General features: G+C 59.8%; 24 protein-coding genes. 15 read left to right on the top strand and 9 right to left on the bottom strand.

All coding sequences use genetic code 11. The features are described from left to right. Positions 1 to 108: 108 nt before the first annotated feature. Positions 109 to 1,452 carry an MFS transporter gene (locus tag C4J86_RS07135; protein ID WP_124366156.1) on the bottom strand — a complete coding sequence of 448 codons (1,344 nt, stop codon included), beginning with the start codon at positions 1,450 to 1,452 and terminating at the stop codon, positions 109 to 111. Between the two features lie 251 nt (positions 1,453 to 1,703). On the opposite strand from C4J86_RS07135, the gene C4J86_RS07125 reads away from it, so the two are divergent. Both C4J86_RS07125 and C4J86_RS07120 read left to right on the top strand, forming a co-directional pair. Further along, positions 1,704 to 2,072 carry a YkgJ family cysteine cluster protein gene (locus C4J86_RS07125; protein WP_124361661.1) on the top strand — a complete coding sequence of 123 codons (369 nt, stop codon included), beginning with the start codon at positions 1,704 to 1,706 and terminating at the stop codon, positions 2,070 to 2,072. A 137-nt stretch (positions 2,073 to 2,209) separates the two neighbouring features. Beyond that, a complete protein-coding gene (locus C4J86_RS07120; protein ID WP_124369913.1) occupies positions 2,210 to 4,474 on the top strand; it encodes a bifunctional diguanylate cyclase/phosphodiesterase in 2,265 nt (754 codons plus the stop codon). 204 nt (positions 4,475 to 4,678) lie between these two features. Here the strand turns inward: C4J86_RS07120 and C4J86_RS07115 are convergent, their stop codons facing one another. After that, positions 4,679 to 4,981: a DUF2288 domain-containing protein gene (locus C4J86_RS07115; RefSeq protein WP_124369912.1), complete on the bottom strand. Its 303-nt coding sequence runs from the start codon at positions 4,979 to 4,981 to the stop codon at positions 4,679 to 4,681. 340 nt (positions 4,982 to 5,321) lie between these two features. Between C4J86_RS07115 and C4J86_RS07105 the strand changes: the two genes are divergently transcribed. From C4J86_RS07105 to C4J86_RS07065, 9 genes are all read left to right on the top strand, one after another. Continuing rightward, positions 5,322 to 6,449: a branched-chain amino acid ABC transporter substrate-binding protein gene (locus C4J86_RS07105; protein WP_027604422.1), complete on the top strand. Its 1,128-nt coding sequence runs from the start codon at positions 5,322 to 5,324 to the stop codon at positions 6,447 to 6,449. Between the two features lie 229 nt (positions 6,450 to 6,678). Continuing rightward, positions 6,679 to 7,602: a high-affinity branched-chain amino acid ABC transporter permease LivH gene (gene livH, locus C4J86_RS07100; RefSeq protein WP_003231100.1), complete on the top strand. Its 924-nt coding sequence runs from the start codon at positions 6,679 to 6,681 to the stop codon at positions 7,600 to 7,602. Then, the gene (locus C4J86_RS07095; RefSeq protein WP_124361657.1) at positions 7,599 to 8,852 is read left to right on the top strand and encodes a high-affinity branched-chain amino acid ABC transporter permease LivM; all 1,254 of its coding nucleotides are present in this window, start codon (positions 7,599 to 7,601) and stop codon (positions 8,850 to 8,852) included. The genes livH and C4J86_RS07095 overlap by 4 nt, the downstream gene beginning before the upstream one ends. Further along, positions 8,849 to 9,616 carry a high-affinity branched-chain amino acid ABC transporter ATP-binding protein LivG gene (livG, locus tag C4J86_RS07090; RefSeq protein ID WP_027604424.1) on the top strand — a complete coding sequence of 256 codons (768 nt, stop codon included), beginning with the start codon at positions 8,849 to 8,851 and terminating at the stop codon, positions 9,614 to 9,616. The genes C4J86_RS07095 and livG overlap by 4 nt, the downstream gene beginning before the upstream one ends. Position 9,617: 1 nt before the next feature. After that, complete coding sequence (locus tag C4J86_RS07085) at positions 9,618 to 10,319, top strand: ABC transporter ATP-binding protein (protein ID WP_065932826.1); 702 nt, start codon at positions 9,618 to 9,620, stop codon at positions 10,317 to 10,319. A 174-nt stretch (positions 10,320 to 10,493) separates the two neighbouring features. Beyond that, a complete protein-coding gene (locus tag C4J86_RS07080; protein WP_124361656.1) occupies positions 10,494 to 10,790 on the top strand; it encodes a DUF2282 domain-containing protein in 297 nt (98 codons plus the stop codon). Between the two features lie 23 nt (positions 10,791 to 10,813). Next, the gene (locus tag C4J86_RS07075) at positions 10,814 to 11,692 is read left to right on the top strand and encodes a DUF692 domain-containing protein (protein ID WP_124369911.1); all 879 of its coding nucleotides are present in this window, start codon (positions 10,814 to 10,816) and stop codon (positions 11,690 to 11,692) included. Further along, on the top strand, positions 11,689 to 12,465 hold the full coding sequence (locus tag C4J86_RS07070) for a DUF2063 domain-containing protein (RefSeq protein ID WP_124369910.1): 777 nt from the start codon (positions 11,689 to 11,691) through the stop codon (positions 12,463 to 12,465). The genes C4J86_RS07075 and C4J86_RS07070 overlap by 4 nt, the downstream gene beginning before the upstream one ends. Beyond that, positions 12,462 to 12,947 (top strand): DoxX family protein, encoded by a 486-nt coding sequence (locus tag C4J86_RS07065; RefSeq protein ID WP_124361653.1) that lies wholly within the window; start codon positions 12,462 to 12,464, stop codon positions 12,945 to 12,947. Before C4J86_RS07070 ends, C4J86_RS07065 begins: the two co-directional genes overlap by 4 nt. Here the strand turns inward: C4J86_RS07065 and C4J86_RS07060 are convergent. Then, positions 12,935 to 13,852 (bottom strand): LysR family transcriptional regulator, encoded by a 918-nt coding sequence (locus C4J86_RS07060; RefSeq protein WP_124361652.1) that lies wholly within the window; start codon positions 13,850 to 13,852, stop codon positions 12,935 to 12,937. The two genes, C4J86_RS07065 and C4J86_RS07060, sit on opposite strands and share 13 nt — an antisense overlap. A gap of 104 nt (positions 13,853 to 13,956) precedes the next feature. Between C4J86_RS07060 and C4J86_RS07055 the strand changes: the two genes are divergently transcribed. The 3 genes from C4J86_RS07055 to C4J86_RS07045 all read left to right on the top strand — a co-directional run bounded on the left by C4J86_RS07055 (position 13,957) and on the right by C4J86_RS07045 (position 17,045). Further along, entirely contained in the window at positions 13,957 to 14,556 is a 600-nt protein-coding gene (locus C4J86_RS07055) for a short chain dehydrogenase (protein WP_124369909.1), read from the top strand. Between the two features lie 95 nt (positions 14,557 to 14,651). Then, positions 14,652 to 15,323 (top strand): COG3650 family protein, encoded by a 672-nt coding sequence (locus C4J86_RS07050; protein WP_124361650.1) that lies wholly within the window; start codon positions 14,652 to 14,654, stop codon positions 15,321 to 15,323. 108 nt (positions 15,324 to 15,431) lie between these two features. After that, positions 15,432 to 17,045: an NAD(P)/FAD-dependent oxidoreductase gene (locus C4J86_RS07045; RefSeq protein ID WP_124366147.1), complete on the top strand. Its 1,614-nt coding sequence runs from the start codon at positions 15,432 to 15,434 to the stop codon at positions 17,043 to 17,045. Between the two features lie 366 nt (positions 17,046 to 17,411). On the opposite strand, the gene C4J86_RS07040 is transcribed toward C4J86_RS07045, so the two are convergent. Together C4J86_RS07040 and C4J86_RS07030 are read right to left on the bottom strand one after the other, a co-directional pair. Beyond that, entirely contained in the window at positions 17,412 to 18,536 is a 1,125-nt protein-coding gene (locus C4J86_RS07040) for an IS481 family transposase (RefSeq protein ID WP_124369797.1), read from the bottom strand. Between the two features lie 449 nt (positions 18,537 to 18,985). Then, complete coding sequence (locus tag C4J86_RS07030; RefSeq protein ID WP_124366146.1) at positions 18,986 to 20,080, bottom strand: PLP-dependent cysteine synthase family protein; 1,095 nt, start codon at positions 20,078 to 20,080, stop codon at positions 18,986 to 18,988. Positions 20,081 to 20,297: 217 nt separating this feature from the next. On the opposite strand from C4J86_RS07030, the gene nhaA reads away from it, so the two are divergent. After that, positions 20,298 to 21,482, top strand: coding sequence for a Na+/H+ antiporter NhaA (gene nhaA, locus C4J86_RS07025; protein WP_124369907.1), 1,185 nt, complete (start codon positions 20,298 to 20,300; stop codon positions 21,480 to 21,482). 713 nt (positions 21,483 to 22,195) lie between these two features. Here the strand turns inward: nhaA and C4J86_RS07020 are convergent. The 4 genes from C4J86_RS07020 to C4J86_RS07005 all read right to left on the bottom strand — a co-directional run bounded on the left by C4J86_RS07020 (position 22,196) and on the right by C4J86_RS07005 (position 26,036). Then, a complete protein-coding gene (locus tag C4J86_RS07020) occupies positions 22,196 to 22,660 on the bottom strand; it encodes a glycine zipper 2TM domain-containing protein (RefSeq protein ID WP_065886131.1) in 465 nt (154 codons plus the stop codon). Between the two features lie 256 nt (positions 22,661 to 22,916). Further along, positions 22,917 to 23,564: a pyridoxamine 5'-phosphate oxidase gene (gene pdxH, locus C4J86_RS07015; protein ID WP_124361646.1), complete on the bottom strand. Its 648-nt coding sequence runs from the start codon at positions 23,562 to 23,564 to the stop codon at positions 22,917 to 22,919. 27 nt (positions 23,565 to 23,591) lie between these two features. Next, positions 23,592 to 24,746: an OmpA family protein gene (locus C4J86_RS07010; RefSeq protein ID WP_124369906.1), complete on the bottom strand. Its 1,155-nt coding sequence runs from the start codon at positions 24,744 to 24,746 to the stop codon at positions 23,592 to 23,594. Between the two features lie 144 nt (positions 24,747 to 24,890). Beyond that, positions 24,891 to 26,036, bottom strand: a complete 1,146-nt coding sequence (locus tag C4J86_RS07005; RefSeq protein WP_124368943.1) for a serine hydrolase domain-containing protein — start codon at positions 26,034 to 26,036, stop codon at positions 24,891 to 24,893. Positions 26,037 to 26,075 lie beyond the last annotated feature (39 nt).

Below are 26,075 nucleotides of genomic sequence, written 5' to 3'. Positions count from 1 at the left end.
CACCGTTGGCGTTGCGGGCCTCATCGGGAGCAAGCCCCCTCCCACATTTGAACTGTGAATACATTCGAGTGTGGGAGGGGGCTTGCTCCCGATAGCGTCAACTCGGTCTCAAGCCGTAGCCAACGCCGGCACCTCCACCGCACTCAACCCCTCTTTCATCCGCTTGGCATCACGCACAAAACTGCGCGATGCCTGGAACAGAAACAGCATGGTCAGGAACAACGCCACCGGAATCAGGTACATGGCGTCGTGCAAACCTACAGCCTTGTAGGCCTCAGTCATCTGCTCGGCCCCCGCCGCATACATCGCAGCATGCGCAAAGTGATCAGACAGGCCGCCCACCACAATCGGCCCCATGCCCCCACCCAGCAGATACAAGCCGGCAAAGAACAACGCCATCGCCGTGGCCCGCAGGCGCGGTTCAACCACGTCCTGGATTGCCGTGTACACGCAGGTATAGAAGTTATAGGCAAACAACCAGCCCACGCTGAACAGCGCGACGAACACGCCGATCTCGATCCGTCCGGCATGCAATGCCCAGGCGGTGGTGAGCGTGGAGATGATCAGACTGCACGCGGCAAACAGCAGCCGGCCATTGGCGACCCGCTGATGGATCTTGTCGGCAATCCAGCCGCCCAGGGTCAGGCCCACCAGGCCGGTCACACCGACGATGACACCGGTGGCCACCGCTGCGTCCTGCAACGGCATCAGAAAGTAACGCTGCAGCATCGGCACCAGGAACGAGTTGCACGCATAGGTGGCGAAGTTGAAGCACAGCCCGGCCAGCACCAGCCACAGGAAGGTCGGCACCGCGAGTACGCGGCGGATCGGGCGGTCGACGCGTTCCTGGGGCACTTGCACCGTTTCCGCCGCGCCGCGTTTGGGCTCCTTGATGTAGAACATGAATACCGCGAGGATCAGCCCCGGTACGGCGGCAATAAAGAACGGCGCACGCCAGCTGTCGAACGCCTTGACCATCCAGCCGATGGTGAAGAACGCCAGCAGCAAGCCCAACGGCAGGCCCAGCATGAAAATGCCCATGGCGCGCGCGCGGCGGTGGGCGGGAAACAGATCGCCAATCAATGAATTGGCGGCGGGGGCATAGCTGGCCTCCCCGATGCCAATGCCCATGCGCACCACCAGGAAGCTCCAGAAACTGCCGGCCAGGCCATTGAGCGCCGTCAGCCCGCTCCAGGCAAACAAGCCCCAGCCCATCAGTTTGCTGCGCGAGCCGGTGTCGGCCAGGCGCCCCAGCGGCAGCCCGGCGATGGCATAGACGATGGTGAAAGAGGTACCGATGATGCCGAGCTGAAAGTCGCTCAGGTGCCATTCCATGCGGATCGGCTCGATGATGATCGCGGGAATGGTCCGGTCGAAGAAGTTGAACAGGTTGGCGAGGAACAGCAGGAACAGAATGCGCCAGGCATTCGCCGCTTGGGTCGAGTTCTGCATGGGTCCGTCTCTTTTATTGTTATGAGAGCTGCGATGCCCACTGCATCCTGCTCAGGTATCTGCAACATAGTCAGGCTGGCGGCGCTTGTCTGTAATGATTCGTAAAGCTGATAGGACGTGATTTCACCCGGCATTACGGGGTTTTCCCTACAAAAATATATGTGCGCGCCCCCCTTCCCAATGGCCAGCGCCCGGATAGAATGGCGAGCCTTCCCGCAGTCCCCCTTACCTATCCTTAATCGATGACGCCCATGTCCGAAGCCAGTCCGTGTCTGAATTGCGGTGCCTGCTGTTCATACTTTCGTGTGTCTTTCTTCTGGGGCGAGTGCGCCTCATCGGGCGGCACCGTGCCCGATGACCTGGTGGTGCAGATCAACCCCACCCGAGTGGCGATGATCGGTACCGACCAGAAGCCCGCACGCTGCTGCAGCCTCGAGGGTGAAGTGGGCAAAGGCACGCGCTGCTCAATTTATGAACAGCGCTCAAGCCCCTGCCGCGAGTTCGACGCCTCTTGGAGCCAGGGCGTGCAAAACGCCGATTGCGATGCTGCCCGTGCCGCCTTCGGCCTGGCGCCGCTCGACGAGCCGCTTTTCGAGCTGGATCTGCCCATCAGCGCTTAGCATCAAACGCTATGACTGGCATGCAAAAAGAGTTGTATCAAAGTGCCATTATTCCTGGCAAATCCCGCGAGGCTTCTATACTCGACCTCATAGGTCATCGCCTGAGGCAATGACGCGACACTATGACGGGACACGCTATGGAATGGCTGGGACTGCACTTTTTCACCGACCTTCCAGACAACGGGCACTTATTACTCAATTGCAGTCATAACCCCTTTCTGGTGCTGCTGGCGTACCTGGTCGCCTGCGCGGCCGGCTTTGGCACGCTGGACATGGCCGAGCGCGTCGGTCATGTCGAAGACCCCACCGCCCGCCGTCGCTGGTGTTGGTTGGGCGCCGGTTGCCTGGCGGGCGGTATCTGGTCGACCCACTTCATCAGCATGCTGGCCTTCCAGGCCCCCGTCGCCATTCATTACGAATTGCTGATGACCTTCGCCTCGTTGGTGATTGCCCTGATCGCTTCGCTGTTCGCCATGCAAACCCTCAGTCATGCGCACCTGCGGCTCCATCAGTACCTGCTGGCCTCAGTGTGGATGGGGCTGGGTATCGCGCTGATGCACTACGTCGGCATGTCAGCCATGCGTTCCCAGGCCCAGGCCTACTTCGACTCCAGGCTGCTCATGGCCTCGGTCGCGATTGCCATCGGCGCAAGCCTGGCAGCGTTGTTGTTGTCGAGCTACCTGCGCGACGGTACCGGCGTGTTTCATCAATTGCTCAAATACGCCGCCAGCCTGGTGCTGGGCGCCGGCATCCTGAGCATGCATTTCACCGGCATGGCGGCCATGCAAATGCTGATACCGGACGGCGCGGATCTGTCGTTGCCCGTCGATAACAATCCGCTGCAACTGAGCCTGTCGGTGGCGACGATCACCTTGCTGGTTATCGGCAGCAGCATCAGCGCAGCGTTGGCCGACAAAAAGCTGCAGCACAAGGAACGCGATTTGCGCCGGGTCAACGCACTGCTCAGCGAGCTGGACCAGGCCCGTGCCTCGCTGCAACAGGTGGCCCATTACGACGCGCTGACCAGCTTGCTCAACCGGCGTGGCTTCAATCAGATCTTTGCGGAAAAGGTCGCGGAAAAAACCGCGACACGCGGCATGATGGCGGTGATCTTCCTCGACATCGACCATTTCAAGCGCATCAACGACAGCCTTGGACATGATGCCGGTGACCAATTGCTTTCCGTGCTGGCCAGCCATATCAAAGGCTCGGTACGCAGCCATGCCGACGTGGTCGCGCGTTTTGGCGGGGATGAATTCTGCATTCTGATCAATATCCATCATCGCGACGAAGCGCGGCACATGGCCCAGCGCATCATGCAAAAAATGAAGGAACCCATCGAGTTGGCAGGCCGGCGCATGGTCATGACTACCAGTATCGGTATCAGCCTGTTTCCCGACGATGGCCAAACCTGTGAAGAACTGCTGAAAACCGCCGACCTGGCGCTTTACCAGTCCAAGGATGCTGGACGCAATAGCCTGCACTTCTTCAGTTCCAACCTGAAAACCCGCGCTTTCCTTGAGCTGCAACTTGAAGAGCAACTGCGCGCGGCCCTGCGCGGGCGCAATGAGTTGGTGCTGTTTTATCAGCCGATCTTCGACATGAAGCTCGGCAAGGTCACGCGCCTGGAGGCCCTGGTGCGCTGGCAGCACCCACAACATGGGTTGCTGGCGCCGGACCGGTTTATCGGGATTGCCGAGAATAACGGTTTGATTGCCGAACTGGACCACTGGGTATTGCGCCAGGCTTGTCATGACTTGAGCCTGTTGTCTGATCGCGGCTATAGCGAGTTGACCATGGCCGTGAATTGCTCGGCCCTGAACCTGGCCCGTGATGAACTGGCGGATGAAATCGAAGCGGCCCTGCGCTTTGCAGGCATTGCTGCCAATCGCCTGGAGCTGGAAGTCACCGAAAACGCGTTGATGGGCAATATCAGCAGCACCCTGGCCCTGTTGCGGCAAATCCGCGCGTTGGGCGTATCCCTGGCGATCGATGACTTCGGCACCGGCTATTCATCCCTGGCCTACCTCAAGCGCCTGCCGCTCAACACCTTGAAGATCGACCGGTCGTTTATCCAGGACATACCCAGGTCCACCGCCGACAGCGAAATCGTCCAGGCCATCATTGCCATGGCTCATACGCTGCACTTGGAGGTGGTGACCGAAGGGGTGGAGACCCAGGCGCAATTCGAGCTGTTGCAGCAGCATGGCTGCGATTTCATTCAGGGTTATTTGCTGAGCCCGGCGGTGGCCTTCAGCGACATCATTGGCGTCATGCAAGGCATGCAGATACGCAACCCGCTCCACACATTCAGCGCAGACGGTAATAAAGAGGCTCCGCCGCCAAAGGAACCTGCCCCGGCGTGCATCAGTTCGCCTTCAGTTGTCAGGCCCATCCGCTGACATGGCAGGCTGCCAGTAGTCAGGCGCCAATACCTTGAAACAATTTCCCAGCCGTTACGCCAGCGCTCCAACTGTTCCCGTGACGTTAACGTCACCGTCACCTGTGACCTTTCTCTACGGCAACGTGCCATCACGGGGGAAGCGGTTACTCCGCTACACACTTGCGCAAGCGCGAGCCGTGCACCCATTTGGCTCACTGGTTTCTTACACTGCCCTTTCCTGGATCAAAATCCACGGCGAGACCACCACCGCCCAAAGGCCCGGGTCACGCGTGACCAAGTCCACCGCCCGCGTCGCAGACACTTCGCCAAGACTCCCCGCAGCCAGCCAGGCAGCGACTTTGTCGCGATTGTCTTCGGCCATCGCTTCGGCCGCTTCGATCAAATCCAGGTCGGCGTCGACCCACAATAGGGCACCCTTGGCAAAGAACGGTTCGAGCTCCTTCCAGGAAATTTCGGCGGTTTCACCGAGCAGCTTGGCATAGAGGGTGCTAGGTTCTTGCGTCATGGGAGTTCACCTGAGTAAAAAATCGGCGCAATCATAACGTCGTGTCACAGTTGGAAAAACCCAGTAGCAAATAAGCTGGCGATTGAAAGTGTCGGAAAAGCCAAGGAATGCTCGGAAGGCTGGCATTACCCCGCCGCAATTCTGTCTTTTTCTTTCATTTAAGCGACACAACCCGGTTTTGCCCCCAGCAGCCAGCTTTCCAAGCGATCAACCGGCGCTCTACACTGTACCGGTACAGTTGCCAGGGCATCGCCGAGGGATATCCGAGATATCTGATCCGGTTCTGCAGCTCACAAGGCCGCTAGAACTATAAAAAATACAACAGTAAGAGTGGAGCACTATGAATAAGGCTACTAAGCAGATTTCCAAACTGTTTGCCGCTATGGTCCTGGCTGGGGTTGCCGGCCATTCGTTCGCAGCCGACACCATCAAGATCGGCATTGCCGGCCCCAAGACCGGGCCTGTAACGCAATATGGCGACATGCAATTCATGGGTGCCAAGCAGGCCATCGCCGACATCAACGCCAAGGGCGGCGTCGACGGCAAAATGCTTGAAGCCAAGGAATACGACGACGCGTGCGATCCGAAGCAAGCCGTTGCCGTCGCCAACAAAGTGGTCAATGACGGCGTCAAGTTCGTGGTCGGTCACCTTTGCTCCAGCTCCACTCAGCCAGCCTCGGATATCTATGAAGACGAAGGCGTCATCATGATTACCCCGGCGGCCACCAGCCCGGAAATCACCGCCCGTGGCTACAAGCTGATCTTCCGCACCATCGGCCTGGACAGCGCCCAGGGCCCGGCGGCCGGCAACTACATCGCCGACCACGTCAAGCCGAAGATCGTTGCCGTGCTGCATGACAAGCAGCAATACGGTGAAGGCATCGCCACCGCCGTCAAGCAGACCCTCGAGAAGAAAGGCACCAAGGTTGCCGTCTTCGAAGGCCTGAACGCCGGCGACAAGGACTTCTCCTCAATCATCCAGAAACTCAAGCAAGCCAACGTCGACTTCGTCTACTACGGCGGCTACCACCCTGAGCTGGGCCTGATCCTGCGCCAAGCCAAGGAAAAAGGCCTGAACGCCAAGTTCATGGGCCCAGAGGGCGTCGGCAACGACTCCATCTCGCAAATCGCCCAGGGCGCTTCCGAAGGCCTGCTGGTGACCCTGCCTAAATCCTTCGACACCGACCCGGCCAACAAGGCCATCGTTGAAGAGTTCGCCAAGAACAAGCAGGACCCAACCGGTCCGTTCGTGTTCCCGGCCTACTCGGCCATCGAAGTGATCGCCGGCGGCATCAAGGCTGCCAAGAGCGAAGACACCGCCAAGGTGGCCGAGGCCATCCACGCGGGTACCTTCAAGACCCCGACCGGCGAGCTGAGCTTCGACGCCAAGGGCGACCTGAAGGACTTCAAGTTCGTGGTCTATGAATGGCACTTCGGCAAACCAAAAACCGAAGTATCCCCTCAGTAAGCCAGGCATTACTGGTCAACAAGCCCACTGTGAAAGCAGTGGGTTTTGTTTTACGAGGTTTATGGGCCATGTCACCCGCGATCCGGGCGCTGGCTCACCTGAAAATCTTAAAACCGTCACTAGCGGTTCGCTGGCAAACGCTTTGTGCAAATGTGCTCGCAGAACACAGCGCAGGGCCGGAACATGACTCCACCAGTGAAATGCGTATCGGGTTTTTAGGAGCGCTGTAATGCCTGAGATCTATCATTTTTTCCAACAGCTGGTTAATGGCCTGACCATTGGCAGCACCTATGCCTTGATAGCCATTGGCTACACAATGGTTTACGGCATCATTGGAATGATCAACTTCGCCCATGGCGAGGTGTACATGATTGGTTCCTACGTGGCCTTCATCGCCCTTGCCGGGCTGGCCATGATGGGTATCCACTCCCTGCCGCTGTTGATGACCGCTGCGTTCCTGGCATCGATCGTCGTGACCAGTGCCTATGGCTACAGTATCGAGCGCGTTGCCTACCGCCCCTTGCGCGGCAGCAATCGGTTGATCCCGCTGATTTCCGCCATCGGCATGTCGATTTTCCTGCAGAACACCGTATTGCTGTCCCAGGATTCCAAGGACAAGTCCATTCCCAACCTGATCCCGGGAAGCTTCTCCTTCGGCCCCGGTGGTGCGCAAGAAGTACTGATTTCCTACATGCAGATCCTGGTCTTTGTCGTCACCCTGGTGGCGATGCTCGGCCTCACGCTGTTCATTTCCCGCTCTCGTCTGGGGCGCGCCTGCCGGGCCTGCGCCGAAGACATCAAGATGGCCAACCTGTTGGGCATCAACACCAATAACATCATCGCCCTGACCTTCGTGATCGGTGCCGCGCTGGCGGCGGTCGCGGCCGTGTTGCTGAGCATGCAGTACGGCGTGATCAACCCCAACGCCGGTTTCCTGGTGGGCCTCAAGGCCTTCACCGCAGCGGTGCTGGGCGGTATCGGCAGTATTCCGGGCGCCATGCTCGGTGGGCTGGTGCTGGGCGTGGCCGAAGCCTTTGGCGCCGATATCTTCGGTGACCAATACAAGGACGTCGTGGCGTTCGGCTTGTTGGTCCTGGTGTTGTTGTTCCGTCCGACCGGCATCCTGGGCCGTCCGGAGGTTGAGAAAGTATGAGCAGATATCTTAAATCGGCGTTTTTCAGCGCCTTGCTGGTGTGGGCCGTGGCCTTCCCGGTACTCGGCCTCAAGCTGAGCATTGTCGGCATCAACCTGGAAGTGCATGGCACAGGGCCCGTGACCCTGACCATCATCGCCCTGTGCTCGGTGCTGATGTTCCTGCGCGTGCTGTTCACCCAGCAGGTCGGCGCCCTGTTCAAGGGCAACCGTGCGCCGTTGGTGTCGCCCAAGGTCAGCCAATTCCTGACCCTGCCGCGCACCCAGCGCTACATCATCATCGGCCTGATCGTGGCCGCGTTGATCTGGCCGTTCTTCGGCTCGCGCGGTGCAGTCGACATCGCCACCCTGATCCTGATCTACGTGTTGCTGGGCCTGGGCCTGAACATCGTGGTGGGCCTGGCCGGCCTGCTCGACCTGGGTTATGTGGGCTTCTATGCGGTGGGTGCCTACACCTACGCGCTGCTGTCGCACTACCTGGGTTGGAGCTTCTGGGTCTGCCTGCCACTCGCCGGTCTGATGGCGGCCACGTTCGGCTTCCTGCTGGGCTTCCCGGTGTTGCGTTTGCGCGGTGACTACCTGGCGATCGTGACCCTGGGCTTCGGTGAAATCATCCGTCTGTTCCTGCGTAACCTCACCGATATCACCGGCGGCCCCAACGGCATCAGCAGCATCCCCAAGCCGACGTTCTTCGGGCTGTCGTTCGACCGCACCGCCGCAGAGGGCATGCAGACTTTCCACGAGTACTTCGGGATTGCCTACAACCCGGTGAGCAAAGTGGTGTTCCTGTACCTGGTGGCGCTGTTGCTGGCACTGGCGGCACTGTTCGTGATCAACCGCCTGCTGCGCATGCCGATTGGCCGCGCGTGGGAAGCGCTGCGCGAAGATGAAATCGCCTGCCGTGCACTGGGCATGAACCCGACAGTCATCAAACTTTCGGCCTTCACCCTTGGGGCAACCTTCGCCGGTTTCGCTGGCAGCTTCTTCGCCGCACGCCAAGGCCTGGTGACCCCGGAGTCGTTCACGTTCATCGAGTCGGCGATCATCCTCGCCATCGTGGTACTGGGTGGCATGGGCTCGCAACTGGGTGTGATTCTGGCCGCGATCGTAATGATCCTGCTGCCGGAAATGATGCGAGAGTTCAGCGAGTACCGCATGTTGATGTTCGGCGCCATGATGGTGCTGATGATGATCTGGCGCCCTCAAGGCCTGCTGCCCATGCAACGTCCACACATGGAGCTGCGCAAATGAGCCGCGAGATCCTGAAAGTCGAAAATCTGAGCATGCGCTTCGGCGGCTTGCTCGCGGTCAACGGCGTCGCCCTGACCGTCAAAGAGAAGCAGGTCGTCGCGCTGATCGGCCCCAATGGCGCCGGCAAGACCACGGTGTTCAACTGCCTCACCGGTTTCTACAAGCCGAGCGGCGGCAGTATCCTGCTGGACGGCCAGCCGATCCAGGGCCTGGCCGGTCACGAGATCGCCCGCAAGGGCGTGGTGCGCACGTTCCAGAACGTGCGCTTGTTCAAGGACATGACAGCGGTCGAGAACCTGCTTATCGCCCAGCACCGTCACCTGAACACCAACTTCTTCGCAGGCCTGTTCAAGACCCCGGCGTTTCGCAAGAGCGAGCGTGAGGCCATGGAGTACGCGGCGTATTGGCTGGACAAGGTCAATCTCACCGAGTTCGCCAACCGCCCGGCCGGCACCCTGGCCTATGGTCAGCAACGCCGCCTGGAAATCGCCCGCTGCATGATGACCCGTCCGCGGATCCTGATGCTCGACGAACCGGCGGCGGGCTTGAACCCCAAGGAAACCGAAGACCTCAAGGCGCTGATCGGCGTGTTGCGTGAGGAAAACAACGCCACCGTGCTGTTGATCGAACACGATATGAAACTGGTCATGAGCATTTCCGACCATATCGTGGTGATCAACCAGGGCACGCCGCTCGCCGACGGGACGCCGGAGCAGATCCGTGACAATCCCGAAGTGATCAAAGCCTATCTGGGGGAAGCGTAAAATGCTGCAATTCGAAAACGTTTCCACTTTCTACGGCAAGATCCAGGCCCTGCACAGCGTCAACGTGGAAGTGCGCCAGGGTGAAATCGTGACCCTGATCGGCGCCAACGGCGCTGGCAAGTCCACGTTGCTGATGACCCTGTGCGGCTCGCCCCAGGCCCACAGCGGCAGCATCCGCTACATGGGTGAAGAGCTGGTGGGCAAGCACTCCGCCGAAATCATGCGCAAGAGCATTGCGGTGGTACCGGAAGGCCGTCGCGTGTTTTCGCGCCTGACCGTGGAAGAGAACCTGGCCATGGGTGGGTTCTTTACCGACAAGGGCGATTACCAGGAACAGATGGACAAGGTGCTGCACCTGTTCCCTCGGCTCAAGGAGCGCTTCAGCCAGCGCGGCGGCACCATGTCCGGCGGCGAGCAGCAAATGCTCGCCATCGGGCGGGCGTTGATGAGCAAGCCCAAGCTGTTGCTGTTGGACGAGCCGTCCCTGGGCCTGGCACCGATCATCATCCAGCAGATCTTCGACATCATCGAGCAACTGCGCAAGGACGGGGTAACGGTGTTTTTGGTGGAACAGAACGCCAACCAGGCCCTGAAAATCGCCGACCGGGCCTACGTGCTGGAAAACGGCCGGGTGGTGATGCAGGGCACTGGCGAGCAATTACTGACCGATCCTAAGGTGCGTGAAGCCTACCTGGGCGGTTAAAACGGTTGCTGGATGAACCGGCTTTAAAATGTGGGAGGGGCAACCCCTCCCACATTTGCTTTGCGTGATATTTAAATTTTTTCCGGCTGGCTTGTAACGAAGTTCGTCCCCCTCTCTCTAGTGGTGCAAGCAGGCAATCAAGCCTGCCAACTCGACCACTGCTGGAGATACTCCATGACCACCAAACTGTCCGCTGCCGCCCTCCTCCTGGCCCTCGGTTCGACCCTGAGCCTGTCCGCCCTGACCACCACCGCCCATGCTGCCGACGACATGCAGAAATGCTTCGGCATCGCCGAGGCCGGCAAGAACGACTGCGCCGCCGGCGCTGGCACCTCGTGCGCCGGTACGTCCAAAACCAAGGACCAGGCCAACGCCTGGAAACTGGTCCCAGCCGGTACCTGCCTGAAAACCCCAAGCACTACCTCGCCGACCGGTTTCGGCCAGGAAGCTGCTTTCACCGCAAAGTCCTGAAGCCCAGCGCGACCTGAGTACTGATGATGACCCTTTCATCCCTGCAAGCCGTCTCCCAGGCTCAGGCATCCGGCCTGCCGCGTCGGACCGGATTGGGACTTAAGACCGAGCACTTCACTGAAGTGCTCGGCTCTTCACCAGACATTGGTTTCTTTGAAGTGCATGCCGAAAACTACATGGTCGCCGGCGGCCCTTTTCACCATTACCTGGGGTTGATCCGCGAACGCTACCCGCTGTCGTTGCACGGCGTGGGCCTCTCCATCGGTGGCGAAGGTCCGCTCGCCCCTGAGCACCTGGCACGGTTGGCCGGGCTGATCGAACGCTATCAACCCCACTCATTTTCCGAACACCTGGCCTGGTCCAGCCACGGCCCGGTGTTTCTCAATGACCTGCTGCCCCTGGCCTACGATGCACAAACCCTGGCGCGTGTCTGCGCGCACGTAGATCAGGTGCAAAGCACGCTCAAGCGGCCGATGCTGCTGGAAAACCCATCCACTTATGTGCAGTTGCAACGCTCCACCCTGGACGAAGCGGAGTTCATCAGCGAAGTCATTCGGCGCACCGGCTGCGGGTTACTGCTGGACGTGAATAACGTCTACGTGTCGTGCATCAATCATCAGCGCGATCCGCTGGCCTACATCGATGCCTTACCTTTGCATGCAGTCGGCGAGATCCATCTGGCCGGGTTTGCCGAAGACACCGACAGCCTGGGCGACAGGCTGCTTATCGATGATCACGGTGCGCCGGTCGATGACGCGGTGTGGCAGCTATACGCGCAACTGCTCAAGCGCACGGGGCCGGTCGCCACGCTGATCGAACGGGATAACCAGGTGCCGAGCTTCAGCACGCTGCACGCCGAGGCCAGGCACGCCGAATGGTATCTGTCGCAGGTGATGTCATGAGCTTTCAGGACGCGTTCACCAACGCCCTGCTCGCGGCGCACGGTTCCTGCCCGGAGGGGGTGTTCAGCAGTAACGGCGCCGACCCCGCCAGCCGCTTTGCGGTGTATCGCAATAACGTCCACAGTTCGTTGATCAATGCCCTGGCGGCCAGTTATCCCGTGACGCTGCAGCTGGTGGGCGATGAGTTTTTCCGCGCCATGGCTGGCGTTTTCGTCCAGGCCAACCCGCCCACCAGCCCGCTCATCAACGCGTACGGCAGCACATTGGCCGACTTTATCCAGGCATTCGCACCAGCCGCCAGCGTGCCCTACCTGGCGGATGTCGCGCGGCTGGAGCGCCTGCGGGTGCGTGCTTATCACGCGCCCGACATTCCGGCGCTGTGCCAGCACGCTGTTCTCCAGCATCTGCAAGGTCAAGCAGGCGTAGCGCGGTTGAGCCTGACGCTGCATCCATCGCTCGCCACCTTGAGCTCTCCTTACGCGGTCGTGACGGTATGGGCCGCGCACCAGGCGGACGGCGACCTCGCTGGCGTGGCCGGATGGCCTGCCCAGAACGCGTTGGTGTTGCGCCACGGGTTGGCGGTCAAGGTCTTCGCCATCGACAGCGGCTCGGTGGCCTTTATCAACTGCCTGAACCAGGGCGCGGGACTGGAGATAGCGGTGGAGCATGCCTTGCAGGCCTCGTCCGAATTCGATCTGCATCGGTGCCTGACGCTGTTGATCAGCCACGACGCCATTACTCATTTACACCTGGAACCCAAGGTATCGCCATGAACAATTCCGCCGCCAGCCTGCTGAAACAGGCCATCGCACTTTTTGAAAAAATTCCCTACAGCCTGATCGCCTTTATCGCGCGCTTCTCTATCGCGGCGGTGTTCTGGAAATCCGGACAAACCAAAGTCGAAGGGTTTGCCATTGATCTGATCAGCGGCACCTTCCAACTCGGCGCCCCCAAACTGGCCGCCTCGACCTTGCCGTTATTTCGCAGCGAATACCACGTGCCGCTGTTGTCACCCGAAGTCGCCGCGCACCTGGCAGCGTTTGCCGAGCACTTTTTCCCGGTGCTGATCCTGCTGGGATTCGCCACGCGATTCTCGGCCCTTGCCTTGATCGGCATGACCCTGACTATCCAGTTGTTTGTCTATCCGGACGCCTACCCGACCCATGGCACCTGGATCGCGCTGTTACTGCTGCTGGTGGCCAAGGGCCCGGGCCGGCTGTCCATCGACCACTGGATCGCCCGTCACTCCCGCTGAAGACGGTCCAGGGCCGCGCCGCTGCGCTTGAACCAGTCCACCAAATAGTCGGCCAGTACCTGGGTGCGCCGCGGCAGGCCACCTTGATAGGGGTGCACCAGGTACATCGGCTGGCTGCGCGTTTGATAATCGCGCAGCAGCCAGCGCAATCGACCCTCCGCCAATTCCGTCGGTAGCAGGTAAGACGGCAGGCGCGCGATACCGGCGCCCACCAGTGCGGCTTTCTTCAAGAGGTTGTAGTGGTTGGACGCAAAAGTGCCACTGACCCGCACACGCAACAGCTCATGCTGCTGGTGATACAGCCACTCCTCGCGGCCGCTGTAGTGACTGTTGAGCAAACAGGTATGGCCCGCCAGCTCCGCCGGGTGCAGCGGTTCACCGTGCTGTTCCAGATAGGCCGGACTGGCGCAGGTCATCTCGTGCCAGGCCAGCAGCGGCTTGATCACCAGGCGCTCATTCTCGATGGCCCCCGAGCGTACGCCCAGATCGAAGCCGTCTCGCGCCAGATCCCGATAGCTATTGTTGAGCTCCAGCTCGATCTGCACTTGCGGGTAGTGCTTGGAAAATTCCAGCAACAAGCCATCGAAGAAGGTTTCTCCCAATGACACCGGAACCGTCATACGCACCGGCCCGGCCAAATCATCTTTGAGTCGCGCCAAGGCCTGACGCGCACGCTCCACCTGTACCACCAGCGCCTGTGCCTGGGGCAGCAAGGCTGCGCCTGCGGCGGTCAGGCTCAGCTTGCGCGTGGTGCGATGCAACAGCACCACGGCGTACTGCGCTTCGAGCTGGCTGATTCGCTTGGACAACTGGCCCTTGCTGCACCCCAGTTGCTCCGACGCCACGGTGAAACTCCCGGCTTCGATCAACACCGCGAAGGCCGCCAAGTCATCCATTTCGCTCATGGATTGTTTCCAACTGAAAACCAAAGGTTGCCTATTAGCAGGTTTATCCGCTGAAAAAGCCACCCTAGACTCAACCTTCACCCAGCCCCTGAAGGAGCAGCACGATGAAAATTCTTTTAATTGGTGCCAACGGCACGATCGGTTCAGCGGTTAAGGCAGAGCTGGCGCAGCGTCACGAGGTGATCGCCATCGGCCGCCACAGCGGCGACTTCCACGTCGATATCAGCGACAGCGCCTCGATTCGCACGCTGTTCGAGCAGACCGGCAAGTTCGACGCGCTGGTGTGCGCGGCAGGCAGCGTGAACTTCGTGGCGCTGGACGACATGAGCGAAGCAGACTTCGAACTGGGCCTGCGGGACAAGCTGATGGGCCAGGTTAACCTGCTGCTCATCGGCCGGGAGTTCGCCAATGACGGCGCGTCGTTTACCTTTACCAGCGGCATTTTGAACCGTGATCCGATTCGCACCGGCGCCTCTGCTGCGCTGGTCAACGGCGCGCTGGATGCCTTCGTCAAAGCAGCGGCAATCGAACTGCCACGCGGCTTGCGCATTAATGCCGTGAGCCCGACGGTGCTGGTGGAAGCCATGGGCAGCTATGCGCCGTACTTCCGTGGGTTCAAACCGGTTGCCGGCGCTGAAGTGGCCTTGGCCTACGCAAAAAGTGTCGAGGGCTTACAGACCGGTCAGACCTTTATCGTGGGCTGAGTTTCAGGTCTGTAAGAATCGCCTGAAGCTGGGCCACGGGCTTGTGATGCGGCGCGAGCCTGCGTAACGTGGCGGCACTTGTCTGGAGACCGAAAATGCGTGCCGCCTCGACCCTAACGTTGCTAGCCCTGTTCCCCTTCTTCGCCGCTTGCCAGATGTTCGACAGCGAGCCCGCCAAGCTGTCTACCGCGGGGCTGACCCGCATGCAGGGTGAATTGACGGCGGTGGACGGCAAGCTGTTGTTCCAGCCCTGCAACGACCAGCGCAACTACGTGGTCAACGACACCGGTGGCACCAGCATTCTGCAGGAAGCCGCCTCGCTGGCCGGTCAGCAGGGCGCGTTGTTTGCAGATTTGCGTGGCAAGTTTTCCGGCGTTGCCAGCGGCACCCAGGGTTCGGTGGACCTGCAACAGCTGTATCGCGTCGAGCGCTCGACCTCAGCCTGTGGCGACCCGGACTTCAAGCGCATGATCCTGCGGGCAAACGGCCATAAGCCGGCCTGGGCGATGAGCGTCACGGCCAAGGGCATGGTGCTGGAGCGCGAAGGCCAACCGCCCCTGGCAGTGCCTTATGTCGAAGAGCAACTGGGTGACGGGCGCTTCAACCTGATGACCGACGCCAATAACCAGCACATCGAATTATGGGTCGCCCCGCAGCGATGCGTCGACAGCGTAAGCGGCAGCCTGCAGCACATGACCGCCCAATTGCGTGTCAACGGCCAGGTCCAGCGTGGTTGCGCAGCCTTTGGTGGCTCGCGGGACGACTGATTGCGCCCTGCGCTGTTTTTTAACCTGACGGAAAGACGCCATTGGGGCTTATAATCGCCGGTTTGCAAAACAGCCGGCCTTCTTGCCCGCCGCCTACCGGATCCTGTCATGTTACGAATCACCGAACTCAAGCTGCCCATCGACCATCCCGAAGAAGACCTGCGGCCCGCCATCGTGCAGCGCCTGGGCATCGCCAGTGATGACCTGCTCGATTTCACCCTGTTCAAGCGCAGCTACGATGCCCGCAAGAAGTCCTCGGAGCTGTGCTTCATCTACACCGTCGACTTGAATGTAAAGGGCGAAGCCGCCTTGCTGCTCAAGTTCGCCGATGATCGCAACGTCAATCCGGCGCCGGATGTTAGTTACCACGTAGTGGGGCAGGCACCGGAAGGCTTGGTCGAACGGCCGGTGGTGGTCGGTTTCGGCCCATGCGGCATCTTCGCCGGGCTGCTGCTGGCACAGATGGGCTTCAAGCCGATCATCCTCGAGCGTGGCAAGGAAGTACGCCAGCGCACCAAGGACACCTGGGGCCTGTGGCGCAAAAGCGTACTCAACCCCGAGTCCAACGTGCAGTTCGGCGAAGGCGGCGCCGGGACCTTCTCCGACGGCAAGCTGTATAGCCAGATCAAGGACCCCAAATTCCACGGGCGCAAGGTGCTGCATGAGTTCGTCAAGGCCGGCGCCCCGGAAGAGATTCTCTACGTCAGCAAGCCGCATATCGGCACGTTCCGTCTGACCGGCGTGGTGGAAAACATGCGCCAGCAAATCATTGCCCTGGGCGGTGAAGTGCGCTTCGAACAACGGGTCACCGATGTGCTGATCGAAGAGGGCCAGTTGAAGGGCGTGGTCATCGACGGCGGCGAGCAAATCCTCTCCAGGCACGTGATCCTCGCCCTGGGCCACAGCGCCCGCGACACCTTCCGCATGCTTCACGGCCGTGGCGTGTACATGGAGGCCAAGCCGTTCTCGGTGGGCTTTCGGATCGAGCACCCACAGTCGCTGATCGACGCCGCGCGCCTGGGCAAATACGCCGGGCATCCGAAACTCGGCGCGGCTGATTACAAGTTGGTGCACCACGCCAAGAACGGTCGCTCGGTCTACAGCTTCTGCATGTGCCCTGGCGGCACCGTGGTGGCCGCGACGTCGGAGCCCAATCGCGTCGTGACCAACGGCATGAGCCAGTATTCGCGCAATGAGCGCAACGCCAACTCAGGCATCGTGGTCGGCATCACGCCTGAGGTGGACTACCCAGGCGGCCCGCTCGCCGGTATCGAACTGCAGGAGCGCCTGGAGTCCCATGCCTACGTGCTCGGCGGCAGTAATTACGAGGCCCCGGCACAGTTGGTCGGCGATTTCATCGCAGGCCGGCCGTCCACTGCCATCGGCAGCGTAGAACCGTCCTACAAGCCTGGGGTAGCCCTGGGTGACCTGGCCCTGGCCCTGCCGGACTTCGCCATCGAAGCCATCCGCGAAGCCTTGCCGGCGTTCGAAAAGCAGATCAAAGGCTACTCGCTGCACGATGCGGTCTTGACTGGTATCGAGACGCGCACCTCATCGCCGCTGCGCATTACCCGCAATGAGTCGATGCAGAGCCTCAACGTGAAAGGCCTGTTCCCGGCCGGTGAAGGCGCGGGCTATGCCGGCGGGATCCTGTCGGCGGGCGTTGACGGGATCCGGATTGCCGAGGCTTTGGCGCGGGATATGCTGGGCATTGAGGCCTGAAAACGCCTCGGTACAATGTGGGAGGGGGCTTGCCCTAATGCCAGTCAGTTAAGGCTTTTTGTAGGAGCGAGCTTGCTCGCGAAAAACTCACAGGCACTGCGTTTATTCAGGCAGCACTCGTTATCGTTGACGTTTTTCGCGAGCAAGCTCGCTCCTACAGACGGTGGTGTACGCTTAACTGACTGGCATTAGGGCTTGCCCCCGATGGCGGCCTGACAGCCGACCAGGATGTTGGATCAAGGCGAGTACATATCCGTTGCTGCGGTCACGGCGGCTTAGGGTTCCGCCCTTACGGCGGCTCACTTTTGAAAAGCGTGTACGGACCGGACACATGGTTGACACCTGTGCGGGGACATAGTGGACACATTATGCCCCGTAGTCAGGGTTATTCACGTCGAAGGTCCGTAGAAATTGATGACAGAAGTAGACGTCAAATAAGCCATCTCTCTCAGCGTTAGGACGTATTGCGATGTGTTGTCCACGCAGACCTTTGGCGATGCTGAAGTAGCGTTTCTGAAAGCGAAATCGACTGTCATAAACCTTAGCCAACACATCATCTGGGCCATATTCAAATTCCGACAGTTGCTGTGGATACGCCCAGGGACTGCTCCGATAGCGGTCCATAGGCACCTTGTAGCCCAGCGCCTGATGAGGGCGCTGCAGGTTATAAACCTCACGCCATTGATCAAAAGCCGATTGAGCCTCCATCAGTGTGGAAAAATAACGTCCATCAAGCACTTCTGCTTTGAGCGAGCGGTGGAAACGTTCGATCTTCCCATTGGTTTGAGGATGGCGAGGACGGCTGAAGCTGATCCGAATTCCCAGGCGAATCAGCCAGATACTCAGTTCTGAAACTTCACCCGGATTGCGTGGCGAGCCCCAGGGAGCGCCGTTATCAACGTTGATCCGAACTGGCAAGCCATAGCGCTGGAAAACCTCGATCATCTTCTCCTTCACCGTGGCTCCCCGTTCGTTATCACAGGCATCAATGGCTAGGCTGAACCGGGAGTGGTCATCCAACAGAGTCAGGGGGTGGCATCGACCTTGTTGCAGTGCGAAATGTCCTTTGAAATCCATCTGCCACAGATCATTAGGCGCGTCGTGCTCAAATCGCAACGTCGCCGTATGTTCCTTCTGAGGCGGTTGAATCAGACCATGGCGGTGCAAGACATTGGTGACGGTGCTGGGAGCAATGCGCTTTTCCAACAGGCTACTAATGGTGCGTCCACCCCATGCTGGATGGGCCTGTCTAAGTGCGATGATTTGGGCTTCCAAAGCCGTCTGAGTCAGTTTAGGGCTGGTCGCTGGCCTGCGGGATTTCTCTTGCAGACCAGGCTGACCCAGCGCCTCGTAGCGTTTGAGCCACTTGTACGCTGTTTGTGGGCTGATACCGAATCGTCGACACAACTCACGTTTGTTGCTGCCGGGTTGCCGTGCTAAGGCAACGAACTCTTCTTTCAGGCTCATGGCGTCTCTCGTAGTCCAAGGCATGATGGCTTTCCGACGAAGTTGGCTCGCCGCAAAGTGTCCACCATGTCCCCGCACACCCGTCAACCATGTGTCCGGTCCGTACAAAAAGCGCAAAAGTAAGCAAAACGCTCTTGCCCCACCACTCGGCACCTCGCCTAGGCTCGGTGTGCCCGTAATCCGATAGTGATTTGGGGGGCCGCCGCCACGCGCCATCCATGGCGCGGGGCGGCTAAACCGGCATCCCTGCCGGTTTACCCCCCAAATCACTATCGATTCCGGCCAGCGTGGTTTAACGGGGCGCTTAAGATCAAGAGCAAGATCAAGAGCGGCTCGCTTCGCATCGTGGTTACCGTAGGCTGCTACAAAGCTGTATAGATACCTATGTCCCGATAGCAGTGGTTCAGTCTGAATTTCTTGACTGAAACACCGCAATCGATGGCAAGCCCCTCCCACATTTGGTTTGCGACGTGTCAGATATTGGCACGCAGGATGCTGGCCGGCAGTGGCTCACCCTGCTCGACACTCGCCGCAACGGCCGCGATCAACCCTTGCAACTCATAGCCCTGCGCCGCCAGCCACGCCTGATCATAGTAAGTCGTGGCATAGCGCTCGCCGCCATCACACAAGATCGCCACGATCGACCCCGACTCCCCCGCCGCTTTCATCTGCTGCGCAGCTACAAGGGCACCGATCAGGTTGGTCCCGCTGGAACCGCCCACGCGCCGCCCCAACCGCTCGGCCAGGTAATGCATGGCCGCCAGAGACAGCGCATCCGGCACCTTGACCATCGCATCGATCACAGCGGGCAAAAACGAGGCTTCGACCCGTGGCCGGCCAATCCCTTCGATCCGTGAGCCGCAGTCCAGACGCAGGCTGGCGTCGCCGCTCAGGTAATAATCGAAAAACACCGAACGTTCGGCATCGGCACATAGCACTCGCGTGCAATGCTGGCGATAACGCACATAGCGCCCCAGGGTCGCGGTAGTGCCGCCAGTTCCGGGGCTGGAAATCAACCAGCTCGGCTCCGGGTGCTGCTCGAAACGCAACTGCTGGAAGATCGACTCGGCGATGTTGTTGTTTGCGCGCCAGTCGGTGGCGCGTTCGGCGTAAGTGAACTGGTCCATGAAGTGGCCGCCGCTTTCCTGGGCCAAACGTTCGGATTCGGCGTAGATCTGCGTGGGATCCTGCACCAGATGGCTCTTGCCACCATAAAAGGCGATTTGGGCGATCTTCTCCTGGGAAGTGGTGGCGGGCATCACGGCGATAAACGGCAGGCCGAGCAGGCGCGCAAAATAGGCTTCGGAGATCGCCGTCGAACCGCTGGAGGCCTCGATCACGGGGGCGTGCGGCTTCAGCCAGCCATTGCACAACGCGTACAGGAACAGCGAGCGCGCCAGCCGATGTTTCAGGCTGCCGGTCGGGTGGCTGGATTCATCCTTGAAATACAACTCGATACCCGGCAAACCCGGCAATGGCAAAGGGATCAGATGGGTGTCTGCGCTGCGCTGGAAATCCGCTTCAATGATACGAATGGCTTCGCGGGCCCAGGGACGGTGATCGCTCATGAGGAGGTTTCTCTAAGAATTTCAGCCCCGATATTAGGGGGTTTCCTACACTGCACACAGATACAGTGAGGACTCAATTGGACACACAATTGCTAGGCTTTGAAACAACGCCCGCTCTGACCAACGCTTATAACAAATAAGAATATAACTTTTGTTTTAACAACTAACGGTACGGGTTAGGGTACCCACCTATTGAACCTGGATTGGAGAGCATCCCTTGCCTCTGCGAAGCACTTTCACCCGTTTTTTCCAGCTGGAAGCCGCCAGCGGCCTGTTATTGATTGCCGCTGCCGCGTTGGCGCTGATTATCAACAACTCACCTTTGTCGCACCTGTATGGCGCCTTTCTCGACACCCCGGTGGTGGCACAGGTTGGCGCGCTGCAAATCGCCAAGCCCGCCTTGCTGTGGATCAACGACGGCCTGATGGCCCTGTTCTTCCTGCTGATCGGCCTCGAAGTCAAACGCGAGCTGCTCGATGGTCACCTGTCCAAACCGTCGCAGGTGGTCCTTCCCGGCGCGGCGGCTATCGGCGGCATGGTCGTCCCCGCGCTCATCTATTGGGCGTTGAACAAGGACAACCCTGCAGCACTCGCCGGCTGGGCGATCCCGATGGCCACGGATATCGCCTTTGCGCTCGGCGTCCTGGCGCTGCTGGGCAAGCGCGTGCCGGTGTCGCTGAAACTGTTCCTGATGACCCTGGCAATCATTGACGACCTGGGTGCCATTATCGTCATTGCGCTGTTCTATTCCGCTGACCTGTCCGGCGCGTCCCTGGCGGGTGCAGCGGCCTGCCTGGTCGCCCTTATCGCGATGAACCGCCTGGGTGTGGTCAAGCTCGGGCCGTACCTGATCATCGGCCTGATCCTGTGGGTGTGCGTGCTCAAGAGCGGCGTCCACGCCACCCTCGCCGGGGTGACTCTGGCGTTCTGCATTCCACTGCGCACCAAAAATGCCGAAACTTCGCCCCTGCTGACCCTGGAGCATGCGCTGCACCCGTGGGTGGCCTACGCCATCCTGCCGCTGTTCGCATTCGCCAACGCCGGGGTGTCCCTCACCGGCGTCAGCCTCGAGAGCTTCACCCACCCTGTGCCCATGGGCATCGCCGCCGGCCTGTTGATTGGCAAAACCGTCGGTGTGTTCGGCCTTACCTGGCTGGCCATCAAGACCGGCATTGCCTCACTGCCCAGCGGTGCGAACTGGGGCCAGGTGCTGGGCGTGGCGATCCTGTGCGGCATCGGCTTTACCATGAGCCTGTTTGTCGGCTCACTGGCATTTGTACCGGGGGTCAGCGAGTTCGCCGGCGAAGATCGCATGGGGATTCTGACCGGGTCGATAATTGCGGCGTGTATTGGTTATGCGGTGACGGCGATGGCGAGTCGCAAGAAAGCCGTTATTTCATAGTTGAGGTGACATCCAAACACCAAAAAGCCGCCTCGACCTGAATCGAGGCGGCTCCACTTCTCAGACCTTACAGGTCATCAAAGCTGTCCCGCAGGAATACCCATACGTGATAAACACGCAGGGCATTCACTACGAGGTTCCACGTACGTCGTGCAAACTTAGACATACTCGACCCTCCTAGAGTTGGGCCTACCTCCAGCGCACTTACCGGAACATGTGAGCCTTCGAATGCTGTCATTGCGTTCCATGAGGCGGCAGGGTTGACGGGCCCTCCGCATCAATCCGGCACGGATTACTAGCCCGTGGCGGCTGGTCCAGAAAACTTGTTTTTGCTGACCCCGTCGACTCACAGAGTGACGAACGTAGAACGGCGTCGATACTAGCTGAGCGGCCCTTCGAAGGTGTGACTAAGCACAGGGTGGCCCGGAATATTTATTGCCATTTTTTTCTGACAAAAAAAGTATCAGAAGCGATAGTTCCTCTTAGAGCTGCATCTTGCGTGAAGCATCAACCGACAGTAGTATTCCGACATGTCATTGCGTTCTGTGAGCATGCAAGCCAAGCTTCATAATGGCCTTGCGATAAAAAACCGCCCTACTAAGGCGGTTTTTTATTGCCTGCAACTTATGCGCTTTTAAAAAGATCAGGCCCACAGGCAAAAAACCCCAACCAGTCACCCGGTTGGGGTTTTTCTTTACTTGTTGCTTACGCTTTTAGCGAGTAACGCGGCTGGTGCCGTCGACCGTCATGATGCGCACACGGTCGCCAATTCGGAAAATTTCATTTTCCTGCACGGCTTGTACGTAGGAACGCATGCTGCCGTCGTCTTCACGAACGGTGATTTCCACGCCCTGGGTACGAGTCAGGCCTTCTTCGGTGGCCGAGCCCAGCAGGCCACCGGCTACCGCGCCGATCACAGCGGTAACGATGCTGCCACGGCCGCCGCCGATGGCGCTGCCGCCAACGCCGCCGATGACCGCACCCGCAGCACCGCCGATTGGGGTCTTGGTGCCTTCGATCTTGACCGGACGCAGGGATTCGATGGTACCCATGCGGACGGTCTGTACACGACGCGCCTCGTCACGGGAGTACGAGTCGCCGGTCAGACTCGAGGCGCAGCCACCCAACAGCAATGACAGGGTGGTAAAGCAGGCAACTAGTAAAACGGACTTACGCATAGCATCAACTCCAAAGGACAGGTATTCATTAAACGCTGCAGCCTGGCGCCTGTCACGGCGAGCCAGGCAGAAAAGTGCTTTCATTCAGCCTGAGTACAGGCTGTCGGCACCACACAGCTCGACGAACGGTAGCTTAACCAAAACATGCCATAGCGTGGTTAGTCAGTGTAGCCATACAGCCGAAAACGCCGAAGTCTCCTGCATAAAGACTTCGGCGCAAAGGGCATGATTCAAATTAGATGACGAAAGGGGACGCTCAGGGCGCCAGACGCTCGCGCGTCCATTGGCCCGCTTGCAGCCGATAGTTAAGACGGTCATGCAGGCGGCTGGCGCGGCCTTGCCAGAACTCGATGCGCTCGGGCAACAAGCGATAACCCCCCCAATGCTCAGGGCAGTCGGGCTGGGTGTCGCTGAAACGCTGTTCGGTCGCCTTGAGCAGCGCCTGCAGTTCTTCGCGATCACCAATGACCTTGCTCTGCGGCGATGCCCACGCCCCCAGGCGGCTGCCCAGAGGTCGTACCTGATAATAAGCATCCGATTCTTCAGGCGTGACCTTGACCACGCGACCTTCAATGCGCACCTGGCGCTCGAGGGTCGGCCAGAAAAAGGTCATTGCCGCGAATGGCCGCGCCGCCAGTTGTTCACCCTTGGCGCTCTGATAGTTGGTAAAGAAGGTAAAGCCCTGCGCATCCAGGCCCTTGAGCAACAAGATACGACAGTGCGGTCGACCCTCCTGGTCGACCGTGGCCAGGGTCATGGCATTGGCCTCCACCGGTGCCTGCTCGGTTTTCACCGCATCGGCGAACCATTGGTGGAACAAGGCAAACGGCTCGTCCGGGGCCTGGGCCTCGCTCAAACCGTCCCGTGTGTAGTCACGGCGCATATCGGCCAGTGCCTGGGTCATGCGGCGTTATCCTTCTGGTTCAACGGATCAGTTTTTCGCCTGGTCGTTACTCGCCGGTGCAGCAGCCTTGGCCTTGGCCGGAGCCGGTTTCTTTGCAGCCGGTTTGGCCGGGGCTTTTTTAGCGGCTTTAGCAGCCGGCTTGGCGGCGGCTTTCTTGGCTGGCGCTTTCTTCGCAGGAGCTTTTGCTGCCGGGGCCGGTGCGGGAACATCCTGCACGGCAACCATTTCCGCCACAGGCGGGGTCTTGCCCGAGTTGTACTTGTTCAGCAGCGCCAACATAGTTGTACGCTGAGTGAACATGATTTCCATGCGACGATTCAGCGCACGGCCCTGGGAACTGTCGTTGGCGGCACGCGGCATCAGGTCGCCCATGCCACGCAGCATCAGGCGATCCTGCTTCAAACCGCTGAGGCTGAAAATCGAGGCAATCGACTGCGCACGTTCCTTGCTCAGCGCCTGGCTGGCCGGCGCGCTACCGGTGGCATCAACGTGGCCCAGCACCAGTACGGCGGTCTTTGGATCCGCTTCGACGGCCTTGGCGACGCGAGTGAACGGGCCCAGGGTCACCGGCAGCAGCATCGCTGGACGTTTCGGGTTGTAGGAGCCGTCCACCGGGGCAATCACTACCAGCACGTTGTCACGACGTTCCAATTGCAGGTTGCTGTCCTTGATGGCGGCACGCAGGCGCGGCTCGTAATCGTCCAACCAGGCCTGGGTGATTTTCGGATCAGGCATCGGCACATTGGTCACATCGACCTTGGCCAGCGGCTTTGGCTTGGTATCGAACGGCCACCACCAGTGGGCTTCGGTATCGGTCTTGGCCACGACCGGAGCACCGTCCGGAGCCGGGGTTGCGGCCTTGAGGTCAGCTTTCAGGTCGGCCTTGGCCTCGGCGGCCTTTTCGTCGGCGCTCTTGGTGGAGAAGGGCCACCAGCTGGAGCCTGTGTCAGCCTTGGCTGCCGGAGCAGGCGCTGCGGCAGCGGCAACAGGCGCGGCATCCTTGGCGCCAGCAGCGGGCTTGGCATCCGGCTTGGCGTCGGTTTGGGTCACTGCGTCCTTGGTAGCAGCCTTATCGGACCCAAATGACCACCAGTGCCCACCTTCGGCATCATTCTGTGGTGTTTGTGCACAGCCGGTAATAGTGAGGCACAGCGCCAGTGCCAAGGACTTGTTCGATAACATGAGATATCCACAAAATGAGAAAAAACCAGGGGGGGCCAGGTGCCCCGTTAAACCGACGCTTAAAGAACATTGAAGTTACATCATTGCGTTCAGCGTCTTCTTATACGTGTCTTTGTAACAAAAAATTGTGAAACAGCAAGGGGTTTATAGACAACCGGCCAATATTCCGACCAACTTCTGCGCACGTGGGTCCATAAGTACATAGGGCCCCAGGGTATTAGTCACGAAACCGAACGCTACATCGTGCTCTGGGTCGGCAAACCCTACCGAGCCCCCTGCCCCGGGATGCCCAAAGGCGCGCGGGCCAAGGCCGAATGTCGCATTGGGCAACTGCGGTTGATCCAACATGCAACCCAGGCCGAAACGGGTTTGGGTCAATAAGGTTTTATCCGGGCCAATACTGTGTTCACGGGTCAATTGTTCGAGCATGTCGCTTTCCAGCAAACTACCGTCCAATAAACCGCTATAAAACCCGGCCAGGCTCCGTGCATTCCCGTGACCATTTGCCGCCGGTTGCTGCATACGCCGCCACTCGGGTTTATTAGTGCTGGTCAGAATAGACGGTGGGTTGGCAAATGCACGGGTAGTCATGGCCGTGGGTTCACGCATCATTACTTGAAGTAACCGTTGTGCCGCTGCATCGCCCATATTGCCTTTGCTGCGCGCTATATGGGCGACACGATAGAACTCTTCGTCCGCCAGGCCGACGTGAAAATCCAGCCCCAATGGCCGCGCCACCCGCGCCACGATGGACTCCCCAGGCCCGCGCCCGTCGGCACGGCGCAGCAGCTCGCCGACCAACCAGCCATAGGTGATCGCCTCGTAGCCATGGCCCTGGCCGGGTGTCCACCACGGCGCTTCGGCCGCCAGGGTATCGACCATCAGTTGCCAGTCGTACAGGGCTTCGGCGGGCAGCATCTCGCGGATCGCCGGCAACCCGGCCTGATGGCAGAGCAACTGGCGCAGGGTGATGGATTCCTTGCCCGCCGCCGCGAATTCCGGCCAGTACTCGGCCACGGGCGCGTCCAGCTTCAGCTTGCCTTCGGCCACCAGTTGCAGCGCAGCGACCGCAGTGAAGGTCTTGGTGCAAGAGAACAGGTTGACGATCGTGTCGCTGTGCCAGGCTTCGGCGCCGTCCTTGTCGGCGGTGCCGGCCCACAGGTCGACGACCGTCTCGCCGCCGACCTGGATGCAAAGCCCGGCACCGCGCTCCTGAGGGTCATCGAACAATGCGGCGAACGCTTCACGTACCGCTTCGAACTGGAGCTCGTAATGACCCTGAATCTGCACCTGAGCGACCTCGAAAAACATCATGAAAAGTGGCCGACA

The organism is Pseudomonas sp. R2-7-07 (genome assembly GCF_003852355.1).
Lineage (GTDB): Bacteria > Pseudomonadota > Gammaproteobacteria > Pseudomonadales > Pseudomonadaceae > Aquipseudomonas.
This window is presented reverse-complemented; position numbering and strand designations above follow the sequence as displayed.